A 17,814-nucleotide genomic window follows, 5' to 3' on the forward strand; every position below is an offset into this window, starting at 1 on the left:
GCGATGGACGGCAGCACCGGCTACGGACCGCAGGACGAGGACACATCGGGCGTTGGCGCGCGGGAGGTCGAGACCTCCGCGGTTTACGACCATCTCGTCATGCCGCTCCGGCGCGTGGTGCGGGCCGGAGCCGAGAGTGATGAGGCCGCCGCGCGGCGCGCCCTCGACATTGTCGGCCTGTTCGATCCGCGCGTGCTCGCCGCGACAGGCGATGTCCTGAAGGCGGTTCGTGACGGTCAGACGGAGGCCCTGCTGTGAAGATCATCTCCGGTATTGCCAGCCTTGTGCTCATGGTCGCGGTGCTCTTTGCGCCGGCGGCGAGGGCCGATACCACCAGCGACGAGAACTGCCTCGTGACACAGGCCGCGGATGCGGCAGTGCAGCGGCAGGTCCAGATGATCGACGCGGCAAAGGTCAACCCCGGGGATTTCTTCTCGGGCGCCAACAGCTGCATCTCGAGCAACCTTCTGCAGTCCTTCGACCTCTCGCGGTTCATTCCGGACACGGCGGGTCTTCTGACCGGCGGCGTGGACAGCATCATCTCGAGCGTGCTCAACGCGGCGAAACAGCAGGTCTGCCAGGTGCTCAACCAGCAGCTGAACAGCCTGATATCGCAGCTCAACTCGTCTTCGACCTGCTTTTCGAGCAACCTCTCCGCGTCGCTGAGGTCCATCCTCGGCAACGGCGGGACGATCAAGGTCTCAAGCACGTGCGGCGCGGGCCAGTACAACCTCACCAGCTCGAGCACCACGAACTACGGCAGCATCTTCGGTTCCTCGTCCACCAGCTCGAGCACCACCACGGCATCGTCCACGCCCACGTCCACGACCTTGCCCACCACCACGTCGTCCACAGACACGACCACGTCCTCGGGCTCGGCCGCCACCACGGTGCAGGAGATCTTGTCCGACTTCGGCGCCCTCCTGTTCGGCAAGTAGGGGAGGGGGCCCATGTTCGATAACACGCAGGCCTCGGGCGAAGGCTGGGTGATCGCGGAATGCCCGGGGTCGGAAGACGGTCATTGGCAGATGCAGCGCCTCGACGGGCCCTTCGAGACGGACGGCGATGCCTGGCTGCATGTGGTGCAGCAGTCGGAGGACGGAAGCGACTACCACACAGAGGCTCTGGCCTTCCTCCGGCGCAACAATCCGCGCGAACACGCCGCCATTCGCCGGTTCGTCGCCGGCGGCCGGTCTCCTGCGATCAGTGGTGGTGACAGCCCTTCATTGTGAGGTGAACGCATGCGCTTCCAGTCTCGGTTCTGCTTTGCGGCGTTCATCGTGCTCCTGCAGGTCACTCCGGCCTCGGCGCAGGCCGGCCTCACCGCCTGGCAGCTCTCCACCGAGCTGCTGGTTTCGGCGGTCAAGGTCTCGACGAAACAGGTGGACGCCACGCCGGACAGCAACCGGACGATGGAGAGCCAGAGCCGGCAGGCCCTTGCCGCCGTCCTGGGGCAGCATGGCGTGAACGCCCGCGCCGTCCAGGCCAAGACGGCCTACGGCGCGAGCACGGCCCAGGGCTACGGGGTTTGCGCCTCCAAGTTCGGCATGCAGTCCAACGCCATTGCCGAGAAGTCCAGCGCCAAGGTCGCCCAGGCCGTCGCAGCCGCCGATCAGACGTGGCTCACCTCGGGCGGAGATGCGTCCGCCCGGGCGGTCAGCCTCCTCGAGGCGCGCCGGACGTTCTATTGCACGAAGGAAGAGCGCCAGAAGCTCGGCTGGTGTTCCGGCTCGCCCGCCGCCAGTGGGATGCCGGCGGGCGACACCGATGCGGCCCCCTTCATGCTCCGCCGCGACCTCGGGCCCGAGGAGGCGATGACGGCCGGAGATTACATCGACACCGTGGCGCCGTTGCCGACCGTCAAGGCGCAGGCGCGCAACGGCGCGGAGGCCGGTGATCGGCTGCAGGCCCGGCGCCAGGCCGCGTTCATGACGGCGGCGCGCGGGGCTTTCTATTCGGTGGTGGCGGGCGCCGTGGGCGGAGATGAGGAGTAGCTATGCGCGCAGCGGCAATAGGCGGTGTCATCGGAGGCTTCGCATTGCTCGTGCTGGGCACGATGCCGGCGGCGGCGCAGACGTGCGCCGGGGTCGAATGGCGCGTCAACGCCCAGACGATCGCGCTGCAGGGCGTCGTTAGCGGCCAGATCGAGTCGGCGCAGGCCGCCATGCTCGCGCTCGATCAGGCCAACCGGGCGCGGCTGCTGTCCGCGCTGAAGGTCATGACGAAGCAGGAATCGGCATCGACCGATCAGACCGTGCTCATGGAGCAGAAGGCGGGCGAGGCGGCCGCAGGCGCCATCACCACCTCCGCCCGGAACCAGGAGATCGCTGCCGCCCAGAACCGCTACAAGGCAACGGGCTACGGCGCCTGCGCGGTCGGCACCAAGGCATCGTCATTTTATGCGGCGGTGAAGGCAGCGCCGCAGGCTCGCGCGCAGATCCTGCAGACCGTCTCCTGGAAGCCGGGAGCCTACGGGTCCCAGAACGCCTGGGCGAGCGGTGTCGGCGCGTCGGGCCCGTTCGACGCCAATTCCCTGTTCGCCGGCGACACCACCAAGGCGGCGCAGTACATCAGTTTCGTCATGGGACCGCCGGATCTCGAGGAGAAGACCGCCGGCGCCGGCAGCGATGCACGCAAGGTGGACAAGGCGGGGCGCGACGCTCTGAAATCCACGGCCGCCTACGTCATGGCCTCGATCGCCAGCGACTACGCCACGGGCGGGCCAGTCGAGAAGCTGCGGGCGATGAACGCCCACTGGTTGGCCTCCGATGGCGGCGAGGCGTGGTCGGCCAAGATGGCGGACCAACCGGAGCGGGGCGTCCTGCAGGACGCGATCCGCGTGGAGGCGGCCAACCTCGTGACGCTGGCCTTCAACCTCAAGTCGGGCGTCCGCCAGGAGGCCGTGACAGCGGCCTACCTGCTGGCGCGCATCAAGGCCGCGATGGGACCGGCGATCGTCGAGCCCGCCGTGGCACCGGCGGCGGGGGGTGCCCGATGAGCGCTTCTCTTCGCTCCTTCATCCTCTGCGGAGCTGCCGCGGCCGCGGTGCTGGTCTCGAGCGCCGTCGCGCAGGCCCAGACCTGCTTCGTCGTCGATCCGGTTTGGCGGCAGCAGCACATCGCGACGCAGGGCGCGCTCGTGGGCCTCGTGCAGGGCCTGCAGACAGCCGTCTCCGAAAGCCTCGCGCTCTCCAACGAGATGTACACCTCGGCCGTGAAGGTCTTCACCAAGCAGGTGGACACCAGCGGGCAGCGCGTGAACACGAACAAGGTCGGGGTCAACCAGGCGCTGGCCGCCACGCTGATGCAGGAGGATCGCAATCAGCGCGTCGTGAAGGCGCAGGAAGAGTACGGCATCGGCACGGGGCAGGGCGTCAACGCCTGCAAGACGATCAGCATGATGAACGGCGTCAACGCGGCGCTGCAGGTGAGGTCCGAGACCGCCCTGTCCTGGACGGCCGGCCTGGACGTGTCTCCCGGCTCGGCCAAGCCCTTGCCGGACGCGGTGAAGCTCCGCCTGAACAACGTCTCGCGCGCCGATGCGGCGGTGCTGTTCGACACCACGGCGGACGACAGCGCCAAGAGCATCGTCATGGCCCACATGGCGGGTCTGCCGCCGGCGAAGCCCGACAGTCGCCTGAAGAGCGTTGAGGGCGAAGTCATGATGCAGCAGGCCCGCCGGGTGGAGAGCCTGCGGTCGCCGGCGCTGGCCTCGCTGGCGGCGGTCGCCGCCGCATCCTCGAAGGGCTCCCACGGGGGCACTGACTTCAATTCGGGCAACTTCGGTGACGATCTTTCGATGCTCGAGGCGCTGGACAAGCTGATCGAGCAATACGGCGGCGGAACCGCCTATGACGCCTGGTCGGCCGGATTGGCCGGGCAGGCAGAGCGTGGTCTGCTGATCGAGCTCACGCGCCTCAGGGCGATGAACATGAAGCTGCGGCAGGTCGATACCGAGCAGCGTGCCCGGCTGACGGCCGTGGTGGCAGGGCTGCTCGCCCTCGAGACGGGAGGCCTGTGATGGTCCGTCGCCGCAGCCGGAACGCTTTGACCCCCTACAGCCGGTTCAATATCGGCCTCGCCGTCTTCACTGTCGCGGTGTCGGCGGCGGTGCTGCTGGCAGAGCTCATCAGGAGCACGGTCGCATGAGCGCCTTCGACGATGACGATATTCCGTTCGATGAACCGCCCGCGCGGGCGGGGCCACCCCCGGCGCCGGCGGATCTCCAGAGCCAGTTCATCAGCGCCGACGAGGCCGACGATGATCTCCCGCCATTCGACGACGATCCGGGGGACATGGGGGCCGAGGATGAGTTCGGCGCCTGGCAGTCCGTCCGCAGCATGGGCGATATCGTCGAAACCCAGGACCGGGAGCGGAAGCAGCGCCTGGCGACCGGCGCGGCGGCATTGTCCCGCCTGGTGGCCCCGGAGGCCTCGGAGAGCGCGTTCCAGCGGATCTTCTCCGATGTGGGCACCCGGTTCCTGACCACCTTCTTCCCGAAGCTCCTGGCCTCGCGCGTTGCCCTGGCGCGCAAGGCGGGCTTCATCGACGATCTCGACGAGTAGGAGCGGCCCGATGAACGCATTTTCGCGTGAGACGCAGCAGAATGGCGCGGCCCAGAATGCCGTGGGCCGCATTGCGCTGGCGCGCAACATCCTTCGCGGCAAGAGCCTCGACGGACGGGACCTCAAGGCGGTTTCGGCCCATGACTTCCTGGAAGACCTCTTCGCCGTGCAGGCGTGCCCGCCGCTCGGCTCGTTTGCGTTCTGGACGAACGACGACGGCAGCGTCTGGCTGTTCGTCGAGAGGGAGCTGGAGAACCAGGAGGCGAGCTTCATCGTCGCCGCCGGCGACATGGGCCCGCAGGGCGCGCAAGTGACCCTCAGCGCGCTGGCCGTCGTGACCGAGAAGGAAACCTCGGAGCCCGGGCGCCGGCGCAAGAAGGTTCGGACCCTCAGCTATCAGGACGGCGCGTTCTTCATCGACCAGATGGGATCTCGCGCTGAGGCCATCACGGTGGATCGGCGTGTGGCCGAGCCGGAATTCATGAGCCACCTCCGGCCGGCGCGCTGGAAGGAGGCGCCGCGTTTCAACGCAACGAAGGAGCCGGCGCCCGTCGAAGGGCTGGTGCCTGTGGATGAGGATGAGGACGGCGACGCCGGCGGCGGCGGCGAGATGATCGAGGCCTCGGACGACGATCCGCCGGGCGAGGCCGATGAAGAGTATGCGGACTGAGGGGGGCACGATCATGCAGCGCTGGTTCGATTTTCACCCGGAAGCCCGCCTCGACCTCGTTCATCGTGCCGATGGGGTGCCCCTTACCCGGCTCCGCCTTCGCGAGCCCGCCTCGGAGGAGGCGCAGGCGCGGGCGCTTCTCGCCGGTTGGGTCGCCTATGACAATGGATGCGACTTCGACCACTACGGCGACATCAAGAGCACAAGGGATTATGCTGAGCTCCTGGCGCCGTTCTTCCCGCCGGAGCGCATTCGGATGGCTCTGACTTCCGATCCCGTGCCTTCGAACCTGGACCTGCACACGCAGGATCTGGCGAGCAACTACCGTGCTGCCCGGCATCACCTCGAGGCGGCGGTGCTGGCTTTGAGCGCGGCGGGCGATACGGCGGCTGCAGCGGCCGTCCGTGAGCTGTTCAGTGGCCTGCGCATCCCCGGCCAGGAACTTGTGCTCATGTCGCCGGTCGCTCTGCGGACGCCGCGCGACGCGCTCGACGAGTATCGGGCTGGCGCGCGCGAAGAGGTTGGTGACGGGACCTCCCATTGGGAAAGCCGTGAATCGAACCGTATGGCGTCCGCGGATGTGGGTTGGTCCGTGGCGGAGTTGTACGAGACGAGCGCTGGCGAGTTGGTGCAATGGCTGGAAGAGGTTTTCAGCCGGTCCGGCTTCGCCAAGACGGCCGATAGCCAGGAGCTTCAGGAGCTCAAGACGGGTTGGGTTAAGGCGGATCAGATCTATGCGGAGGCCGTTTCGACGCTGATCGGTGGCGTCGATGAGGATGCGGTTCTGAACGGCCGGGATATCGCTCTCGCTGCGCGGGAGCTGGATCGGCTCGTGCGTCAACTGGCGATTGCGCGCCGGGATCTGATCGAAGGGCTCGATGCGCTTGCCGTCCGCATGGAAGAGTGGCTGCCCGCCGCGGCCCTTCCCGGCGGTGCGGGGATGCAGGACAAGATCCGCGCCCGCGACGAGGAACTGCGCAAGCTGAGCGTCCCGCGCGATAACGGCCTCACCAGGTGGAACCTCATCCAGGCCGGCGAAGCGCTGCTGATGCTGGCGACGAAGCTCGAGCGCCAGCTCAACCAGGCCGGCGGCGTGCTCCAGCTCGGGCAGAAGGCCGCGCAAGACGCCGTGGATTGCATTGCGGACGCGGCCTACGAGCTCGATCGCGCCGGCACGGCCGCGCCGCTGACCGATGAGAAGTGGCAGCCGCAGGTGGACGAGCTGGACCAGCTGCTGGACGGCGGCCTGTTCCGGGCCGGCCTCGACAAGGAGGCCGGGGACGCCTTGACCGTGGACGCCGCGCTCTCCGTCGTCGGGCAGCTGCTCGACACGGCCGATCAGCTCGGTGTTGCGACAACCTGGGAATTCCTGGCCCGCCGCTCGACGGAAGTGGCGTCGCGGCTGGCCGCGCGGGTGCCTGGTCTCGAGGAGACCTCGACAACCATCGGGCACCATGAGCTGCAGAGCTTCGTCCACGTGTTCGACGGAGTCGTGGAACTGCTCAACTTGCCTCCCGGTCTCGCAACCGAGGGTGCAAAGAAGGCGAATGAGGTCGCCCAGGGGATCGAGGAACTGACCGGCGGCATGGGCAGCCTGTCCGGCGCCGAGGCGCGGCGCCTCGCGGACCTCATGGGTGCAGCGGCGGAGTGCATCACCTCCGGCGACTTCATGATGCGGGAGCTTCGCAGCAGCGAGCAGGTCGCCAAGGTTGCACCTCTCGACGACGTGCTGCCGCCCTACCGCGCGCCCGTCGGCGAGCTCGATGCCGACGCCTTCGGCGCCCATCTGCTCGCCGTGTACGGGCAGCGGGGGCACCAGGTGGAGGTTCTGGCCCAGCGGTTCGACTACGAGCCGCAGCTGCTCGACGGGCTGACCTGGCGCGAGGTGGCGGCGGCCATCGCGTATCTCGCTCGCGAGGAGGAGATTACGGAGCTGGGGCGAACCGATAGCGGTTCGCTGAACTGGTCGCCCGAAAAGGCAGCCGCGGAAATGAAGCGCTTCTCCGAGGGCGCGCCGCGTCTTGCTTCCCTCCGGGAGGAGCATGACCAGGACGCGGCGGGCAGCGCCGCGGTGGTAAAGATCCAGGACGCGTCGCGGGTTGCCCGGAAGGCGAAGGCCACCATCATTTCCGTCGAGACGGCCCCTGAAAGCGCTCCGGACCCATCCTCGGTGGCGCGTCAGGTCGCCGGCGTGCCCGACTGGAAGAGGGATGACATCCTCCGGAAGGTGGAAGCCGCTCGCCAGGCTATGGGGTTCACCAAGGGGCCGGGCTCGGGGCCCGAAGTCACGCCCTTCGAGGGAGGCGCCATTCCGCTGTGGCGGCGGCTTCTGACGCATCACGACGCGGCCGACGCCACCCTGGCGATCTGCTTTGGCCTCGATGCCTTGAGGCGGGGAAGCAAGGTGTTTTCGGCGCATGAGCGACGCCTGATCGCCGCGGCGGACGGGCGGGAGGAGCTTGATTTCTTCGTGGACCAGGCCTCTCCGGGCTTGCAGAACTTGATTGGGTCCGCTCGGTTGCTGGTTGACGCACTCCACGAGGTCGTACCGGCCGATCGAATCTGGCTCCGGGCGATCGACCAAATCGCTGTGGGTCTCCCCTTCACCGCCATGGACGGTATCATCCCGCTTCCTGGCAATGTGTCCCACGAGGTTTTGCAGTTCGTGGGCCTAACTGATCCCGTCCCTGGCCGGGTCGCGCCTCTGCGGGTGGTGGATGCCACCATTCCCAAGGATTTGGCGCTGCAGACCCGGCAGCGCGCCGCGGCCTGCCTGATGGCTATGCAGGAACATCTCGGCTTTGCCGGCGAAGGCGGACTTGCCGAGATGTTTGCCGGGCAGGCCGTCCAGGTGCTCGTGGCGCGAGAGGTGGACCTAAATCAGGGAACTCTCGGCAACATCCGGTACAAGCCGAGCGGACAGGCGGCGGTGGTGCGCTTTTCCCCCTACAAAGGTCAAACGGGAATTCACGAGCTCGCCCATGCGGTAGACCACATGCGGCCTGCGACCCGTCAGGAGCGTTATGGCCTGATGGAAGAGCACGGCGTGATGGACAGCGCCCGGCGGGTGTTTGCGGAGACTGCCCCGCGGCTGCTTCCGGAAGAGCTGATCGCCACGCGGATGGAATATTATCTTAGCCCGAGTGAGGTGTTTGCTCGGACCATTGCGCTGTCAGTCACGGAGCGAGTTCGGGAAGCCGGAACGAATGCGACTGCAGGCGGGTACTTCGCCGAAGTCTCGGGGTTCCAGTATGAGCCCGATCGGCCGGCCCGCGATGCTTTCCTCGCGGCGCTCCGCGAGGACTTCGCACGCCAGCGTGAGTTTGACGTGGGTGCAGCTGCGCCGGCGCCGGCATTGTAGGAGCGAAGATGCGTTCTGCCCTGGAATCGGTGGCGGCCTATGGAAGCGTGAGCTATGGCGTGCTCCCGTCGGCGCGCCTCCGGGCCGTGTTGCTTGGGGAGGTGCCATCCGCCGCCGAACGCGTGCAGATCCACCAGGCTCTCACGGAGACGGCTCCCTACCGGCTCGCGACGCTGGCGCGGGAGCTCTGCATCTCGATTGCGGACCTGGAGCAGCGGGCGGCGCAATTGTTCGGTCAGTGACGGGACGGGTTATCAGGTCCGGGATATAGCGCCGAGGACCTTGAGACTGCCAAGGGCGGCCCGGACTATGGGCCGCCCTTTTTCGTGTCGCCGGCATGGCTATCGCCGCCTTGACGGACTGTACCGGGATCGGGGAGCGGCTTCCCGGCTCCGCTCGTTGGCCGCGGCACTCTCCGGCGCCGCGGTTGTCTGGTCGAAGCGCCAGCCGAGCCGGAGCGTCTTGGCTAGGGCGCCGGCGGAACCGGAATGCCGGTGGTCGTCGTGATGACGACGGCCACGCCGGCCGCCGCCGCCTTGTCGAGCGGCTTGCCCAGCTCCTCGTGCTTCTTGTCGAGCTCGCGAGCGGCCTTTTCGCCAATGACCGGCTTCAGAAGATCGGCGATCAGCCCCCCCGCATGGACGGAGGGGGCCGTGGTGCCGCTGATGATGAGGGCCGTGGCGCCGACCGCCACAGCGCGCTTCACGAAGTTGCCCATTTTAGATCCTTTTCTGATTGCGAAGTGTCTCGCCGTCCCGCTCGAAGGCGCGATGGCGAGGCCAGGAAAGCAGCTCGGTCAAGGCGATGGGAGCGCGCCCATTGAGTGCTACGAGCGGGCACAGGATCGCTCCTGGGGGCGCCGTGGCGGGCGCCCCGCCCCCCGAAAACGAGCTTCGCTGACCTGTCATGCGCTTTTGCGTGCTCAGGTGAGCCCTTATTTTAAGAGCCGAAACCAGAACTGGAGCGACGCCCCATGCTGACTGCAATGTTGCTGGAGATGCGCTTGGTATCCGGGCTCAGTCAGGCCCAGATCGATGAGGAGACGGGTCTCTTCGCGAATGGTCGTCGGCTGAGGAACCGGCCCGGACAGGCAGGGCGTGCGAAGCCCTATACGCGAAACCTGATTTGTCAGGCCTACAAGCGATTGGTTCCGTCGCCCTTGAGCCCGCACCTTCGTGAGGCGCATGAGGAACTCGTCGAACTGAAGCGGAAGCCTGGTAGCGAAGCGCTCAGGCGCTTCCTCGAGATCAATGACGGTGTTCTCGACGACGTGCTCAGGGAGAACCATCCGGAGGATGGTCTCAGACGGCTGGAGTATTTTTACTTTCGCCTGCTGGTGAGCTTCTCCATGGCGATTCACGGGAACAGACAGGCGACTTGGTGCGGGGGCCGGTTTTCGCACCACCTCATCGTCGCCCAGACCGCTGCGGAAAAAGGGATCGTTCTTGCCGACCGGCTTTTGCAGAGCGAGGTCCATGACGGCGAGGCGACGGGTCGAGTGAAGCGTCTGCGCGCCCTCCTCGTCATCAACCTGTTTCAGATCTATCTCGAGCAGTACAAGCGCGGCTACCCGAACGCCGCCGGCCAGGTTGTGACGTGCGATCAGCTGAAGGCGCAGTTCCTCGAGCAGGATGCCCTCGGGAAGCATTGGGCGCTGGTCGAGGAATTCCCCTACCTCTGGCAGGCCATCTACAATGGTCTGGAGCAGGCCTCCTTCCTTGAGGTCGAGGAGCCCGCCTTGAGGTTTTACCGAAAGCTCGTCGAGCTCGATCCGGGCTTTCAGGATTTCGACTATACGCCGGGCGAGGTCGATGCGCTCTCGAAGGAGAAGCAGATGGCCTGGTTCTGCGAGAGGTTCCGTTCGACGCTGCACACCCCCAACCCCTGACCTGGAGTTGTCCCATGTCCATGCTGAAATACACTCTGTTCGCCGCCGCTATCCTCATGGGCTCTGCGGCCCCGGTCCTCGCCGGCATCGGCGGCACCAGCGTCTAAATCACCTGGTGCGTCCGCCTACGGTCTCAATCATGAGAGCGTAGGCGTCTGATCTTACTGCAGCGCGGTGGCGTCTCCTCGCCGCCGCGCTGTCGTTTCCAGCCCACCGGCACCGCCAGGATGTGACGCCGCCGGCGCGCGAGGCATCGAGGTCGAAACGCGTCAGCCGACCCGGCGCCAGATCAACCTGGATGCGCGCCCGTTCGTAGGCGGGATCGCCCGCGAGCGCGATGACGGCCTTGAGGCCCCGGCTCCTGAGAGCCGAAAGCATGTTCGGGATGGAACGCGGCTCCGCCAGGATTTCGGCCGGGACGCGGTCCCGCTTTGCGCGCTCGGAGCGATTCGGGTCGAAGTCGCGGGGGCGGGGCCGGCGGATGAGAGAGGGCGATGCCACATCGTCAAACCACAGGTCCCGCAGCGTGGGCGGCATGTTGGACGTGAGCGCGAAGCGGCCGGCCGCGAGCAGCCATGTGCGCTTGGCGGTGGCGAGGCAGATGGTGTCGGCCACGTCGTCGAACTGGTAGCGCAGCTCCTGCCGGCGCGCGTCGTCCGTCTCGCTTGCGATCGCCCGCGCAAGGAGCTCGAGGCGATAGGAGAAATCCTCGCGGGTCTCCGGAGCCCGGCCCGGGAATGGCGTGCCGCGCAGGCGGGCTTTCCGGTCCTGCAGGATCTCTGACCGCGTTGCGGTCCGCTCAACGGCCTGTTGGGGGGCGAATGGGCCGGCAATGGTTCCATAGACCGACCCGTCACGAACGTGCAGGAAGTGCATGCCCGCCTGCACGATGTGGCTGCCCAGGATCTCGGTTCCGTCCACGAGGGCGAGACGGAGGAAATCCTGGGGCTCGCAGTCGGCGAAGGTCAGCACTGCTGGCCCTCGCCCTCTTCCACCCGGCTGACGAACGGCGTCAGCGCCAGGGGCAGGCGCTGCAACATCACGGCGGTGCATTCATCCGAATTGCGCTCGTAGGTCTCCATGAAGCCGTGCAAGGACAGCTCAGCTCGGGCGTCGGTCGTGACGGCGGTCAGCAGGACACCACCGGTCTCGCTGGGCAGGAGCCGGAGGCGCTGGGCTGCCAGCGCCGCGTCGCGGCGGCGCTCATCGGCGGTGTCGCCAGGGTAGCGGCTCCGGTCGCCGTACAGAGCCAGGAAACCCTCGATCGCCGCCTGCGTCACGCGGATGGCGTACCCGTTCACAACTTCGGTCATGCCAGAACCTTTCCATCTTCGGCGGCGCGCGCGAGCTGATCCAGCGCGCCCAGAGCGGCCGCCATGAGCGCCAGGGGCGCGGTAGCGGCGTCGTCTTCCACGATGCACAGTGGCGAGGGCCGGACCCGCCCGATATGGACGCCCTGCCTCTTGCCACACGTCCATTCCAGGTCCGGCAGCCGGCGGCGCACGAAGTCCACCGCGGCGTCGAGCGAGCCGGTGTATCGCGGGGCCAGGTGCTCTGGAGCGCCCACGACCCGGCCGCCCTGTTCCTGGTGCTGGCCGATCAGGCCGTCTCCTTCGCGCTCGAATCCGTCGAGCTCGAGCGCGATATCGATATCCAGGGCGCGGCTGCTCTCCGGAGCCTCCCGCACCCGCTCGAGGAGGCGGCCGAGCCGCATGAGGGTTTCAGAGGTGGGCAAGGTGCGGCTCCGTCTTGGTTGAGGCTACACCGCTGCGGGCCGTCTTGTTGGAGAGCAGCTCGGCGTAGCGCTGGTGGATGCTGTCGCGGTCCACGACTGCGGACGTGATGCCCACGATCTGGCAGACCTCGCGCCGGACGCTGGCGAGGATGTCGGCTTCCTCGTCCGTCAGCATGCGGGTGGGCCATCCCTTGACGTAGAGCATGGCCTTCGTGATCCGTTTCTCCGCCGCGGCGCGGCGGCGTGCGCTTTCCTTCGCGGCAGCGACGCGCGCGAGGACCGCAGGCCCGAGCTGTTGGGCGGCCACGTCGCCGAGCCAGCGCGCGCCCTGGAAGGCGAATGTGCTGGTGATCTCGAGCTCCACCATGCGGATCAGGAGCTCGCGCGCCTCTGGCTGTGCCGCGGCCGCCCGCATGTCTGGCAGGCTGCTCATGATGCAAAAGCGGCAGGAGACGCGCGACATGCCGAAGTCGGTATAGGCGGGATGGGCCTGCAGGCCCGCGCCGGCGATGGCGGCGAAGACCTCTTGCTCGCTCCACTCGACGATCGGCCGCCAGTTCCAGACCCGGCCGTCAGCCTCGGGGCTGGCGACCGTTGCGCGGGACCGCGACGCGCTCTCGGCGCGGCGAATGCCGGTGACGTTGATGACGACCTGCCCGGGGAAGCGACGCTTGAGCTCGGGCAGGATGACCTTTGTTTTCAGCTCACTCGTGCAGAAGCGCAGCTGGGGTGTGGACCAGCACGGCACGAGCGTGACCGTGGAAAGGGAGGTGTAGCGCTCGACGCTCGAGGCCCAGCGGCTCTCCCAGCGCTCCATCAGGCCGCCAGCCTTGCGGCGCACCACCAGGAGCTCCACGCCAAGGTGGCGCGCCAGCTTCTCGCAGACGGGCAGTGAATCGTTCCATTCGACCACGCCGAGATCCGCATGCACCAGGATGCGGGGGCCGGCGTGGCCCAGCTGGTCAAGCGTGCGGAAGGTCGCCAGCGCGGCCGCCTGGCTGTCCTTGCCGCCCGAGACACCGATGGCGACCGGTGCGCCGGAGCGCACCAGGTGCTCGAGCTCGGAAGTGATGAGCGCTTCGGGCATCAGGCCGCCGCGCGCCGGCAGGACGGCACGATGCCCGCTTCGGGGTAGACGGGAATGAAGTGGCCGGCGGCGGCCGAGGGGTCTGCCGACGCGAGGAGGACGGCTGTTTCAGCGAACCGCTTTGCCTCCTCCATCGAATAGCCGGAGCCGCGCAAGATGGGACGCACGCCCTCGTGGGCGCGCTCAGTTACGTCGAAAAACCACGTCTTGGCTGGCACCGGAGCGTCCGCGGGCAGTGTCAGCGGCGCGACGTGGAGATGAAACCTCCGCTCATCAACGTCCATGACGCGGCTGGAGGTCTGCGTCCGCCGGTTGGTGTGCCAGCGCCCGACAGTGCTGGAACGGTGGGTGATTGACGACATGCCGTTTGCTCCCGACCCCGATGTTTGATACTAAAGGTATTGATGATGGGCAGGGGCGCCGATGTCAATACTAAAAGTATCAATTAGGCAGGTGAAGGCGGCGCGGGCGCTGCTCGATTGGTCGCAGGGCGACCTGGCGCAGGCGTCCGGAATCTCCGAACCGACGATTAAGCGCCTCGAGGCGAGCGACGGCGATCTTGGTGGCCGCGCAGAGACCGCCGAGGCCATCCGGACGGCGCTTGAGGATGCTGGTATCATTTTCGTGCCGGAGAACGGCGAAGGCGCGGGCGTTCGGCTCAGGAAGAAAGCTGCCGTGTAGTGGGACGCCCATAGCGCGGCACGGTCGGCGCGCTTCGATCGCCGGTGTTTACGATTATATAAAAACTTGTATAATTTGCCTATGGCCGCTCGCAGATCCCCGCCCAAGTCCAAACCTGAAGTCGCGGGGCCGCCGGCGTCTCCGATTTTGAAGCCGTTGGATTTCCTGGGAACCTCTCTCAAGGATCTCAAGGACTTTCCCGAGGAGGCGCGGCAGGAAGCTGGCTTCCAGCTGGAGCAGGTTCAACGCGGGAAAGAGCCGGCCAGTTGGGGTCCGATGACGACCATCGGCCCCGGCGCTATGGAGATCAAGGTTAAAGAGGCCAATGGCGAATTCCGTGTGATATACGTGGCCAAGTTCGATGACGCTATCTACGTACTTCACAGCTTTCAGAAGAAGACCCAACAGACAGCGCCTCGTGATATAGATTTGGCAAAGGCGAGGTATAAGGAGATCGGTCGATGAGTGATAACCGCTATTCCAGCGTCTGGGATGCGATCTCGGATACTCCCGAAGAGGCGGCAAACCTCAAGCTCCGGGCGGAGCTGATGACAACGCTGCTCGACTATATTGCCGAGATGAAGCTCAGTCAGGCCGAGGCGGCCAAGCTGTTTGGCGTGGCTCAGCCTCGCGTCTCCGATCTGAAGCGTGGCAAGATTGCGCAGTTCAGCCTCGACATGCTCGTGAAAATGGCGGGCGACGCGGGATACAAGGTCGGGCTGACGGTTAACAGGGCCGCTTGATTTGGAGACCGGCGCACCGGCCTCCAGCCCTCAGAGACGCCTTAGGGGCATGATACCGGGTCGGTCGAAACTCTAGCACTCCATCCGTTCCGTCCTGCGGTGGCACTGGCGCAATCAATTTTTTTACCGATGCCGTAGTTCCGTTCGCTGAAGTCGCACTGCGATGTATTATCGCAGCTCTTTCCTTGTAGTCGATCGCCGTTGTATTTCCAGTTGAGGGCGATGTTCATGTCTGTACGGGGGCCGTTGCTCTCACAAGGGCCGTCTGTTGTATTGGCTTCGGCATAGTTTTCACTATAATAATAGTAGTAATTATTGCGATATAGAACCGTGAGGCAGAAGGTGCCTCCGCCCAAAGTTTGTTTATCAATATCTCGTGGGACAATGGTGAAGCTGCGTTTAACGGTATCGCTTCCGTAGGATTGGGGTGGTTGTTGGGCCTGTACCTGGGATACGGACGCAAGAGATATGCCCAAAGCTATTGCTGTCCAAAGCGCTTTCATGAGAGCCCCCTCAGTGTGTTGACCGTCTGTGCGGAATTCTTAGCCAAAGCGACATTGGGACTTTGACGCGTTAAGAGGTGGGTCCCATCGCGGATACGCCTTAGGATGCGGGAGCCAGCGGCGTTGCAGCCGATCCCAAACTCAGTCTAGCTGAAGAGGCCTAAACCGCAAGTTGTATAAAGATTGAATGCGCGTGCGGTAGGATGATCCGCAGGGTGTGCCAACCTCGACAAATCGCCGCTTATCGTGCTTGATCGTCGTTCATCTAGAATGAGCGCGAGGGCCGGCCGTGGCAGGCGAGAGCTTCACCAATATCTTCAATCCGGTCCAGAACGACTATGCCCTGATCTCCTTGCGCCGCGTGCTTGGCTGCACGGTGGACACGATTTGGAAGGGCACGACCTGTTCTGACGCGAACATGATCGCGACTGCCGCGGCCTTCTTCAACGTTGCGGTGGCAGTCGTCGGCTCGATCTTCATCACCTACACGATCTATGTGGGGGTCGCCGATACCGCTCGCGAAGGCGAGGCGATGGGCGGAAACAGCGTCAAATACACCGTGGCCCGCGTCGGGCTGGGGGCCATCATGATTTTGCCGGTGAGCTCCGGGTTTACCCTGGCGCAGCTGCTGGTGATCCAGATCCTTGTTTGGGGCTCCGGTGCAGCCGACAACCTCTGGGCCAAGATTTCGCCCATGATCGCCTCCGGCGGCTACAGCCAGGTCGCGACCGTGCCCGAGGACGATTACAAGCTGCGGGGCATGATTGCCGGGGCCATTCGGACCCGAGCCATTGGCTATGTCTGCGCCTACAGGCTCAACGAGATTGCCGAGGTTTTCGGGCAGGGAAGCGCCTCCCGCGGCTCGCCCATCGTCGCAAAGCCGATCAAGGCCACCGGCTACGGCACCATCACGACGACGCAGACCTTCGCGGACTCGGGAACGTGGTTCAACGGATCGAACACGCTGTGCGGGTCCGTCCAGTACACCCTGGCTTCGGAAGTGGCCCTGCAGGGGCAAAACAACGCGTGGGGGAACGTCGAGACGGTCACGTCCGCCGCCGACGCGGCCACCTGGCAAGTCATGAATGCGATCGCCGTCAATGCCGTGAACGGCGGGCTGAACGCGGCCTGGGGGCAGATTGACGCGTCCGCGAAGAGCATCGCCAACTTGGTCTACACCCAGGCGCGCAACGATGCCCAGGTGCAGACGACCATCAAGCAGGGCGTCACCGCGGCCCAGAGCGCGCTGCGCAACTCGGTCAACTCGACGCTGTCCGGCGCGAGCGGCCAAATCCAGAACCTGGCAAAGGATTACCTGGATCAGACGGCCGCCGCCGGTTGGGTTTTTGCGATCTCGTGGCAGCGCGCGAACATCAACATCGCGCAGTTCTTCCAGAACATCGTCAACGGCATCAACTTCTCCTTCACCGTTCCGGTCAGCCTGTCCTCGATCCTCCAGCCCCTCTCCACCGGCTTTTATGGCGCGCAGCCGCGCCTGACGGGGAGCACCTGGCAGGTCATCGCCGCGAGCTACGAGCGCGACGTGGGCTATATGCGGTCGTTCGATGCCGACTTCGCCGATTTCGGCAAGGCGACGCCCTCGGAAACCGCCGGCCAGGTGGGCGTTCCTGATTCCAGCGCGGCGGGCGTTTCCTCCGCCTTCCGGTGGGTTCTTTCCAAGTTGCAGGTCACGGGCACCAACGGCACCTCGCAGTGGAGTGATCCGCTCCTCAACCTGACGCAGATCGGGGTCGGGTTCGTGGACGCGGGCCTTTGGGCGTTGGGGGGCAGCGTGGTCTCCGACGTGGCCTCCGGGTTCAACATTCCCTTCGTGACGGGTGTGCTGCAGCGGACAGCTGCAGCCTCGTGGGGGCTCGGTATCATCCTGGTTGGTGCTGGCTTCTGGATTGGCGGCGTCCTGCCGCTCCTTCCCCTTGTCTACTTCTTCGGGGCCGTCATCAGCTGGCTGGTGGTGGGGCTCGAGGCGCTGATCGCGGTTCCGATTTGGGTGCTCACGCATTTCTTCCCCGCCCGCGAGCCTTCGCTGATCGGCGCCAGCCGCCAGGGCTATCTCCTGCTCTTCGGCCTGCTGGCTCGACCAATCCTCATCATCATGGGCCTGATCGTCTCGCTCTTGCTCATGTTCGCCGCCTTCGCGATCCTCAACAGCATGTTCTTCAGCGTGTTCGCGCTGATGATCCCCCTGGACGCTGGGCCGGTCACGTCGGCAATCACGTCGGTCGCCGCCATCGTGGTCTACGGCATCGCCGCCACGATCGTGGTCTCGAACAGCTGTGCGCTCATTTCCGAGCTTGGCGACGCAGCATTGCGCTGGGTGGAAATCGGCGTGCAGAGCCTGTGGTCGGCGCGCTTCGGCAGCGACGTGATGCAGCCGGTCAATCCTGCGGGAGGCATTGCCAATGTCGCCCGCGGCATGGGGAACGCGGCCGGTGGTCTCCGGACTGCGGGGCACCATGGGGCCCAGGGGTCCGCAAATCTCCTCTCGGGCGCGGGAGCGCGCTTGCGGGGGATGATGGGGGCTTCGGACAAACGAGCTGGGGGAAGCGGTCCAAACAGCTGAT

23 protein-coding genes are annotated in these 17,814 nt (G+C 65.9%); 16 read left to right on the top strand and 7 right to left on the bottom strand.

The genetic code is table 11. The features are described 5' to 3' along the window. The first annotated feature begins 3 nt into the window (after positions 1-3). The 11 genes from V5F74_RS24935 to V5F74_RS24985 are packed head-to-tail and all read left to right on the top strand — an operon-like array spanning position 4 to position 8,837. Positions 4-258 carry a hypothetical protein gene (locus tag V5F74_RS24935; RefSeq protein WP_203196975.1) on the top strand — a complete coding sequence of 85 codons (255 nt, stop codon included), beginning with the start codon at positions 4-6 and terminating at the stop codon, positions 256-258. Further along, complete coding sequence (locus V5F74_RS24940) at positions 255-938, top strand: hypothetical protein (protein WP_394010388.1); 684 nt, start codon at positions 255-257, stop codon at positions 936-938. Before V5F74_RS24935 ends, V5F74_RS24940 begins: the two co-directional genes overlap by 4 nt. A 12-nt stretch (positions 939-950) precedes the next feature. Then, positions 951-1,232 (top strand): hypothetical protein, encoded by a 282-nt coding sequence (locus tag V5F74_RS24945; RefSeq protein ID WP_394010389.1) that lies wholly within the window; start codon positions 951-953, stop codon positions 1,230-1,232. Between the two features lie 9 nt (positions 1,233-1,241). After that, positions 1,242-1,994, top strand: coding sequence for a hypothetical protein (locus V5F74_RS24950; protein ID WP_394010390.1), 753 nt, complete (start codon positions 1,242-1,244; stop codon positions 1,992-1,994). A 44-nt stretch (positions 1,995-2,038) separates the two neighbouring features. Beyond that, positions 2,039-2,998, top strand: coding sequence for a hypothetical protein (locus tag V5F74_RS24955; RefSeq protein WP_394010391.1), 960 nt, complete (start codon positions 2,039-2,041; stop codon positions 2,996-2,998). Beyond that, positions 2,995-4,020: a hypothetical protein gene (locus V5F74_RS24960; protein ID WP_203196980.1), complete on the top strand. Its 1,026-nt coding sequence runs from the start codon at positions 2,995-2,997 to the stop codon at positions 4,018-4,020. The genes V5F74_RS24955 and V5F74_RS24960 overlap by 4 nt, the downstream gene beginning before the upstream one ends. Continuing rightward, positions 4,020-4,148 (top strand): hypothetical protein, encoded by a 129-nt coding sequence (locus V5F74_RS24965; RefSeq protein ID WP_394010392.1) that lies wholly within the window; start codon positions 4,020-4,022, stop codon positions 4,146-4,148. Before V5F74_RS24960 ends, V5F74_RS24965 begins: the two co-directional genes overlap by 1 nt. Next, positions 4,145-4,564: a hypothetical protein gene (locus V5F74_RS24970; protein WP_394010393.1), complete on the top strand. Its 420-nt coding sequence runs from the start codon at positions 4,145-4,147 to the stop codon at positions 4,562-4,564. The genes V5F74_RS24965 and V5F74_RS24970 overlap by 4 nt, the downstream gene beginning before the upstream one ends. Before the next feature lie 10 nt (positions 4,565-4,574). Further along, positions 4,575-5,234: a hypothetical protein gene (locus tag V5F74_RS24975; RefSeq protein ID WP_394010394.1), complete on the top strand. Its 660-nt coding sequence runs from the start codon at positions 4,575-4,577 to the stop codon at positions 5,232-5,234. A gap of 13 nt (positions 5,235-5,247) precedes the next feature. Then, a complete protein-coding gene (locus V5F74_RS24980; protein ID WP_394010395.1) occupies positions 5,248-8,595 on the top strand; it encodes a hypothetical protein in 3,348 nt (1,115 codons plus the stop codon). Between the two features lie 8 nt (positions 8,596-8,603). Beyond that, entirely contained in the window at positions 8,604-8,837 is a 234-nt protein-coding gene (locus tag V5F74_RS24985) for a hypothetical protein (RefSeq protein WP_394010396.1), read from the top strand. 224 nt (positions 8,838-9,061) lie between these two features. Here the strand turns inward: V5F74_RS24985 and V5F74_RS24990 are convergent, their stop codons facing one another. Further along, positions 9,062-9,313: a hypothetical protein gene (locus V5F74_RS24990; RefSeq protein WP_394010397.1), complete on the bottom strand. Its 252-nt coding sequence runs from the start codon at positions 9,311-9,313 to the stop codon at positions 9,062-9,064. Positions 9,314-9,568: 255 nt separating this feature from the next. On the opposite strand from V5F74_RS24990, the gene V5F74_RS24995 reads away from it, so the two are divergent. Then, entirely contained in the window at positions 9,569-10,483 is a 915-nt protein-coding gene (locus V5F74_RS24995) for a hypothetical protein (protein WP_394010398.1), read from the top strand. 108 nt (positions 10,484-10,591) lie between these two features. On the opposite strand, the gene V5F74_RS25000 is transcribed toward V5F74_RS24995, so the two are convergent. From V5F74_RS25000 to V5F74_RS25020, 5 genes are read right to left on the bottom strand one after another with little or no spacing between them, the layout of a single operon-like run. Beyond that, positions 10,592-11,455, bottom strand: coding sequence for a hypothetical protein (locus V5F74_RS25000; protein ID WP_394010399.1), 864 nt, complete (start codon positions 11,453-11,455; stop codon positions 10,592-10,594). Then, complete coding sequence (locus tag V5F74_RS25005) at positions 11,449-11,796, bottom strand: hypothetical protein (protein ID WP_394010400.1); 348 nt, start codon at positions 11,794-11,796, stop codon at positions 11,449-11,451. Before V5F74_RS25005 ends, V5F74_RS25000 begins: the two co-directional genes overlap by 7 nt. Then, positions 11,793-12,218, bottom strand: a complete 426-nt coding sequence (locus tag V5F74_RS25010; RefSeq protein WP_394010401.1) for a hypothetical protein — start codon at positions 12,216-12,218, stop codon at positions 11,793-11,795. The genes V5F74_RS25005 and V5F74_RS25010 overlap by 4 nt, the downstream gene beginning before the upstream one ends. Further along, complete coding sequence (locus tag V5F74_RS25015; protein ID WP_394010402.1) at positions 12,205-13,305, bottom strand: phosphoadenosine phosphosulfate reductase domain-containing protein; 1,101 nt, start codon at positions 13,303-13,305, stop codon at positions 12,205-12,207. The genes V5F74_RS25010 and V5F74_RS25015 overlap by 14 nt, the downstream gene beginning before the upstream one ends. Continuing rightward, positions 13,305-13,667 carry a hypothetical protein gene (locus V5F74_RS25020; protein WP_394010403.1) on the bottom strand — a complete coding sequence of 121 codons (363 nt, stop codon included), beginning with the start codon at positions 13,665-13,667 and terminating at the stop codon, positions 13,305-13,307. The genes V5F74_RS25015 and V5F74_RS25020 overlap by 1 nt, the downstream gene beginning before the upstream one ends. A gap of 91 nt (positions 13,668-13,758) precedes the next feature. On the opposite strand from V5F74_RS25020, the gene V5F74_RS25025 reads away from it, so the two are divergent. The 3 genes from V5F74_RS25025 (at position 13,759) to V5F74_RS25035 (ending at position 14,729) form a co-directional block, all read left to right on the top strand. Beyond that, complete coding sequence (locus tag V5F74_RS25025; RefSeq protein ID WP_394010404.1) at positions 13,759-13,986, top strand: helix-turn-helix domain-containing protein; 228 nt, start codon at positions 13,759-13,761, stop codon at positions 13,984-13,986. Positions 13,987-14,133: 147 nt separating this feature from the next. Next, positions 14,134-14,451, top strand: coding sequence for a type II toxin-antitoxin system RelE/ParE family toxin (locus V5F74_RS25030; RefSeq protein WP_394010467.1), 318 nt, complete (start codon positions 14,134-14,136; stop codon positions 14,449-14,451). Then, positions 14,448-14,729 (top strand): helix-turn-helix domain-containing protein, encoded by a 282-nt coding sequence (locus V5F74_RS25035; protein WP_394010405.1) that lies wholly within the window; start codon positions 14,448-14,450, stop codon positions 14,727-14,729. The genes V5F74_RS25030 and V5F74_RS25035 overlap by 4 nt, the downstream gene beginning before the upstream one ends. Positions 14,730-14,770: 41 nt before the next feature. Here V5F74_RS25035 and V5F74_RS25040 read toward each other — a convergent pair whose 3' ends face one another. Beyond that, positions 14,771-15,232 (bottom strand): hypothetical protein, encoded by a 462-nt coding sequence (locus V5F74_RS25040; protein WP_394010406.1) that lies wholly within the window; start codon positions 15,230-15,232, stop codon positions 14,771-14,773. A gap of 289 nt (positions 15,233-15,521) precedes the next feature. Here V5F74_RS25040 and V5F74_RS25045 point away from each other — a divergent pair, with 289 nt between their 5' ends. Further along, positions 15,522-17,813, top strand: a complete 2,292-nt coding sequence (locus tag V5F74_RS25045; protein WP_394010407.1) for a DotA/TraY family protein — start codon at positions 15,522-15,524, stop codon at positions 17,811-17,813. The last annotated feature ends 1 nt before the right edge of the window (position 17,814 follow it).

Source organism: Xanthobacter aminoxidans, assembly GCF_043193615.1.
Taxonomy (GTDB): Bacteria; Pseudomonadota; Alphaproteobacteria; order Rhizobiales; family Xanthobacteraceae; genus Xanthobacter; species Xanthobacter aminoxidans.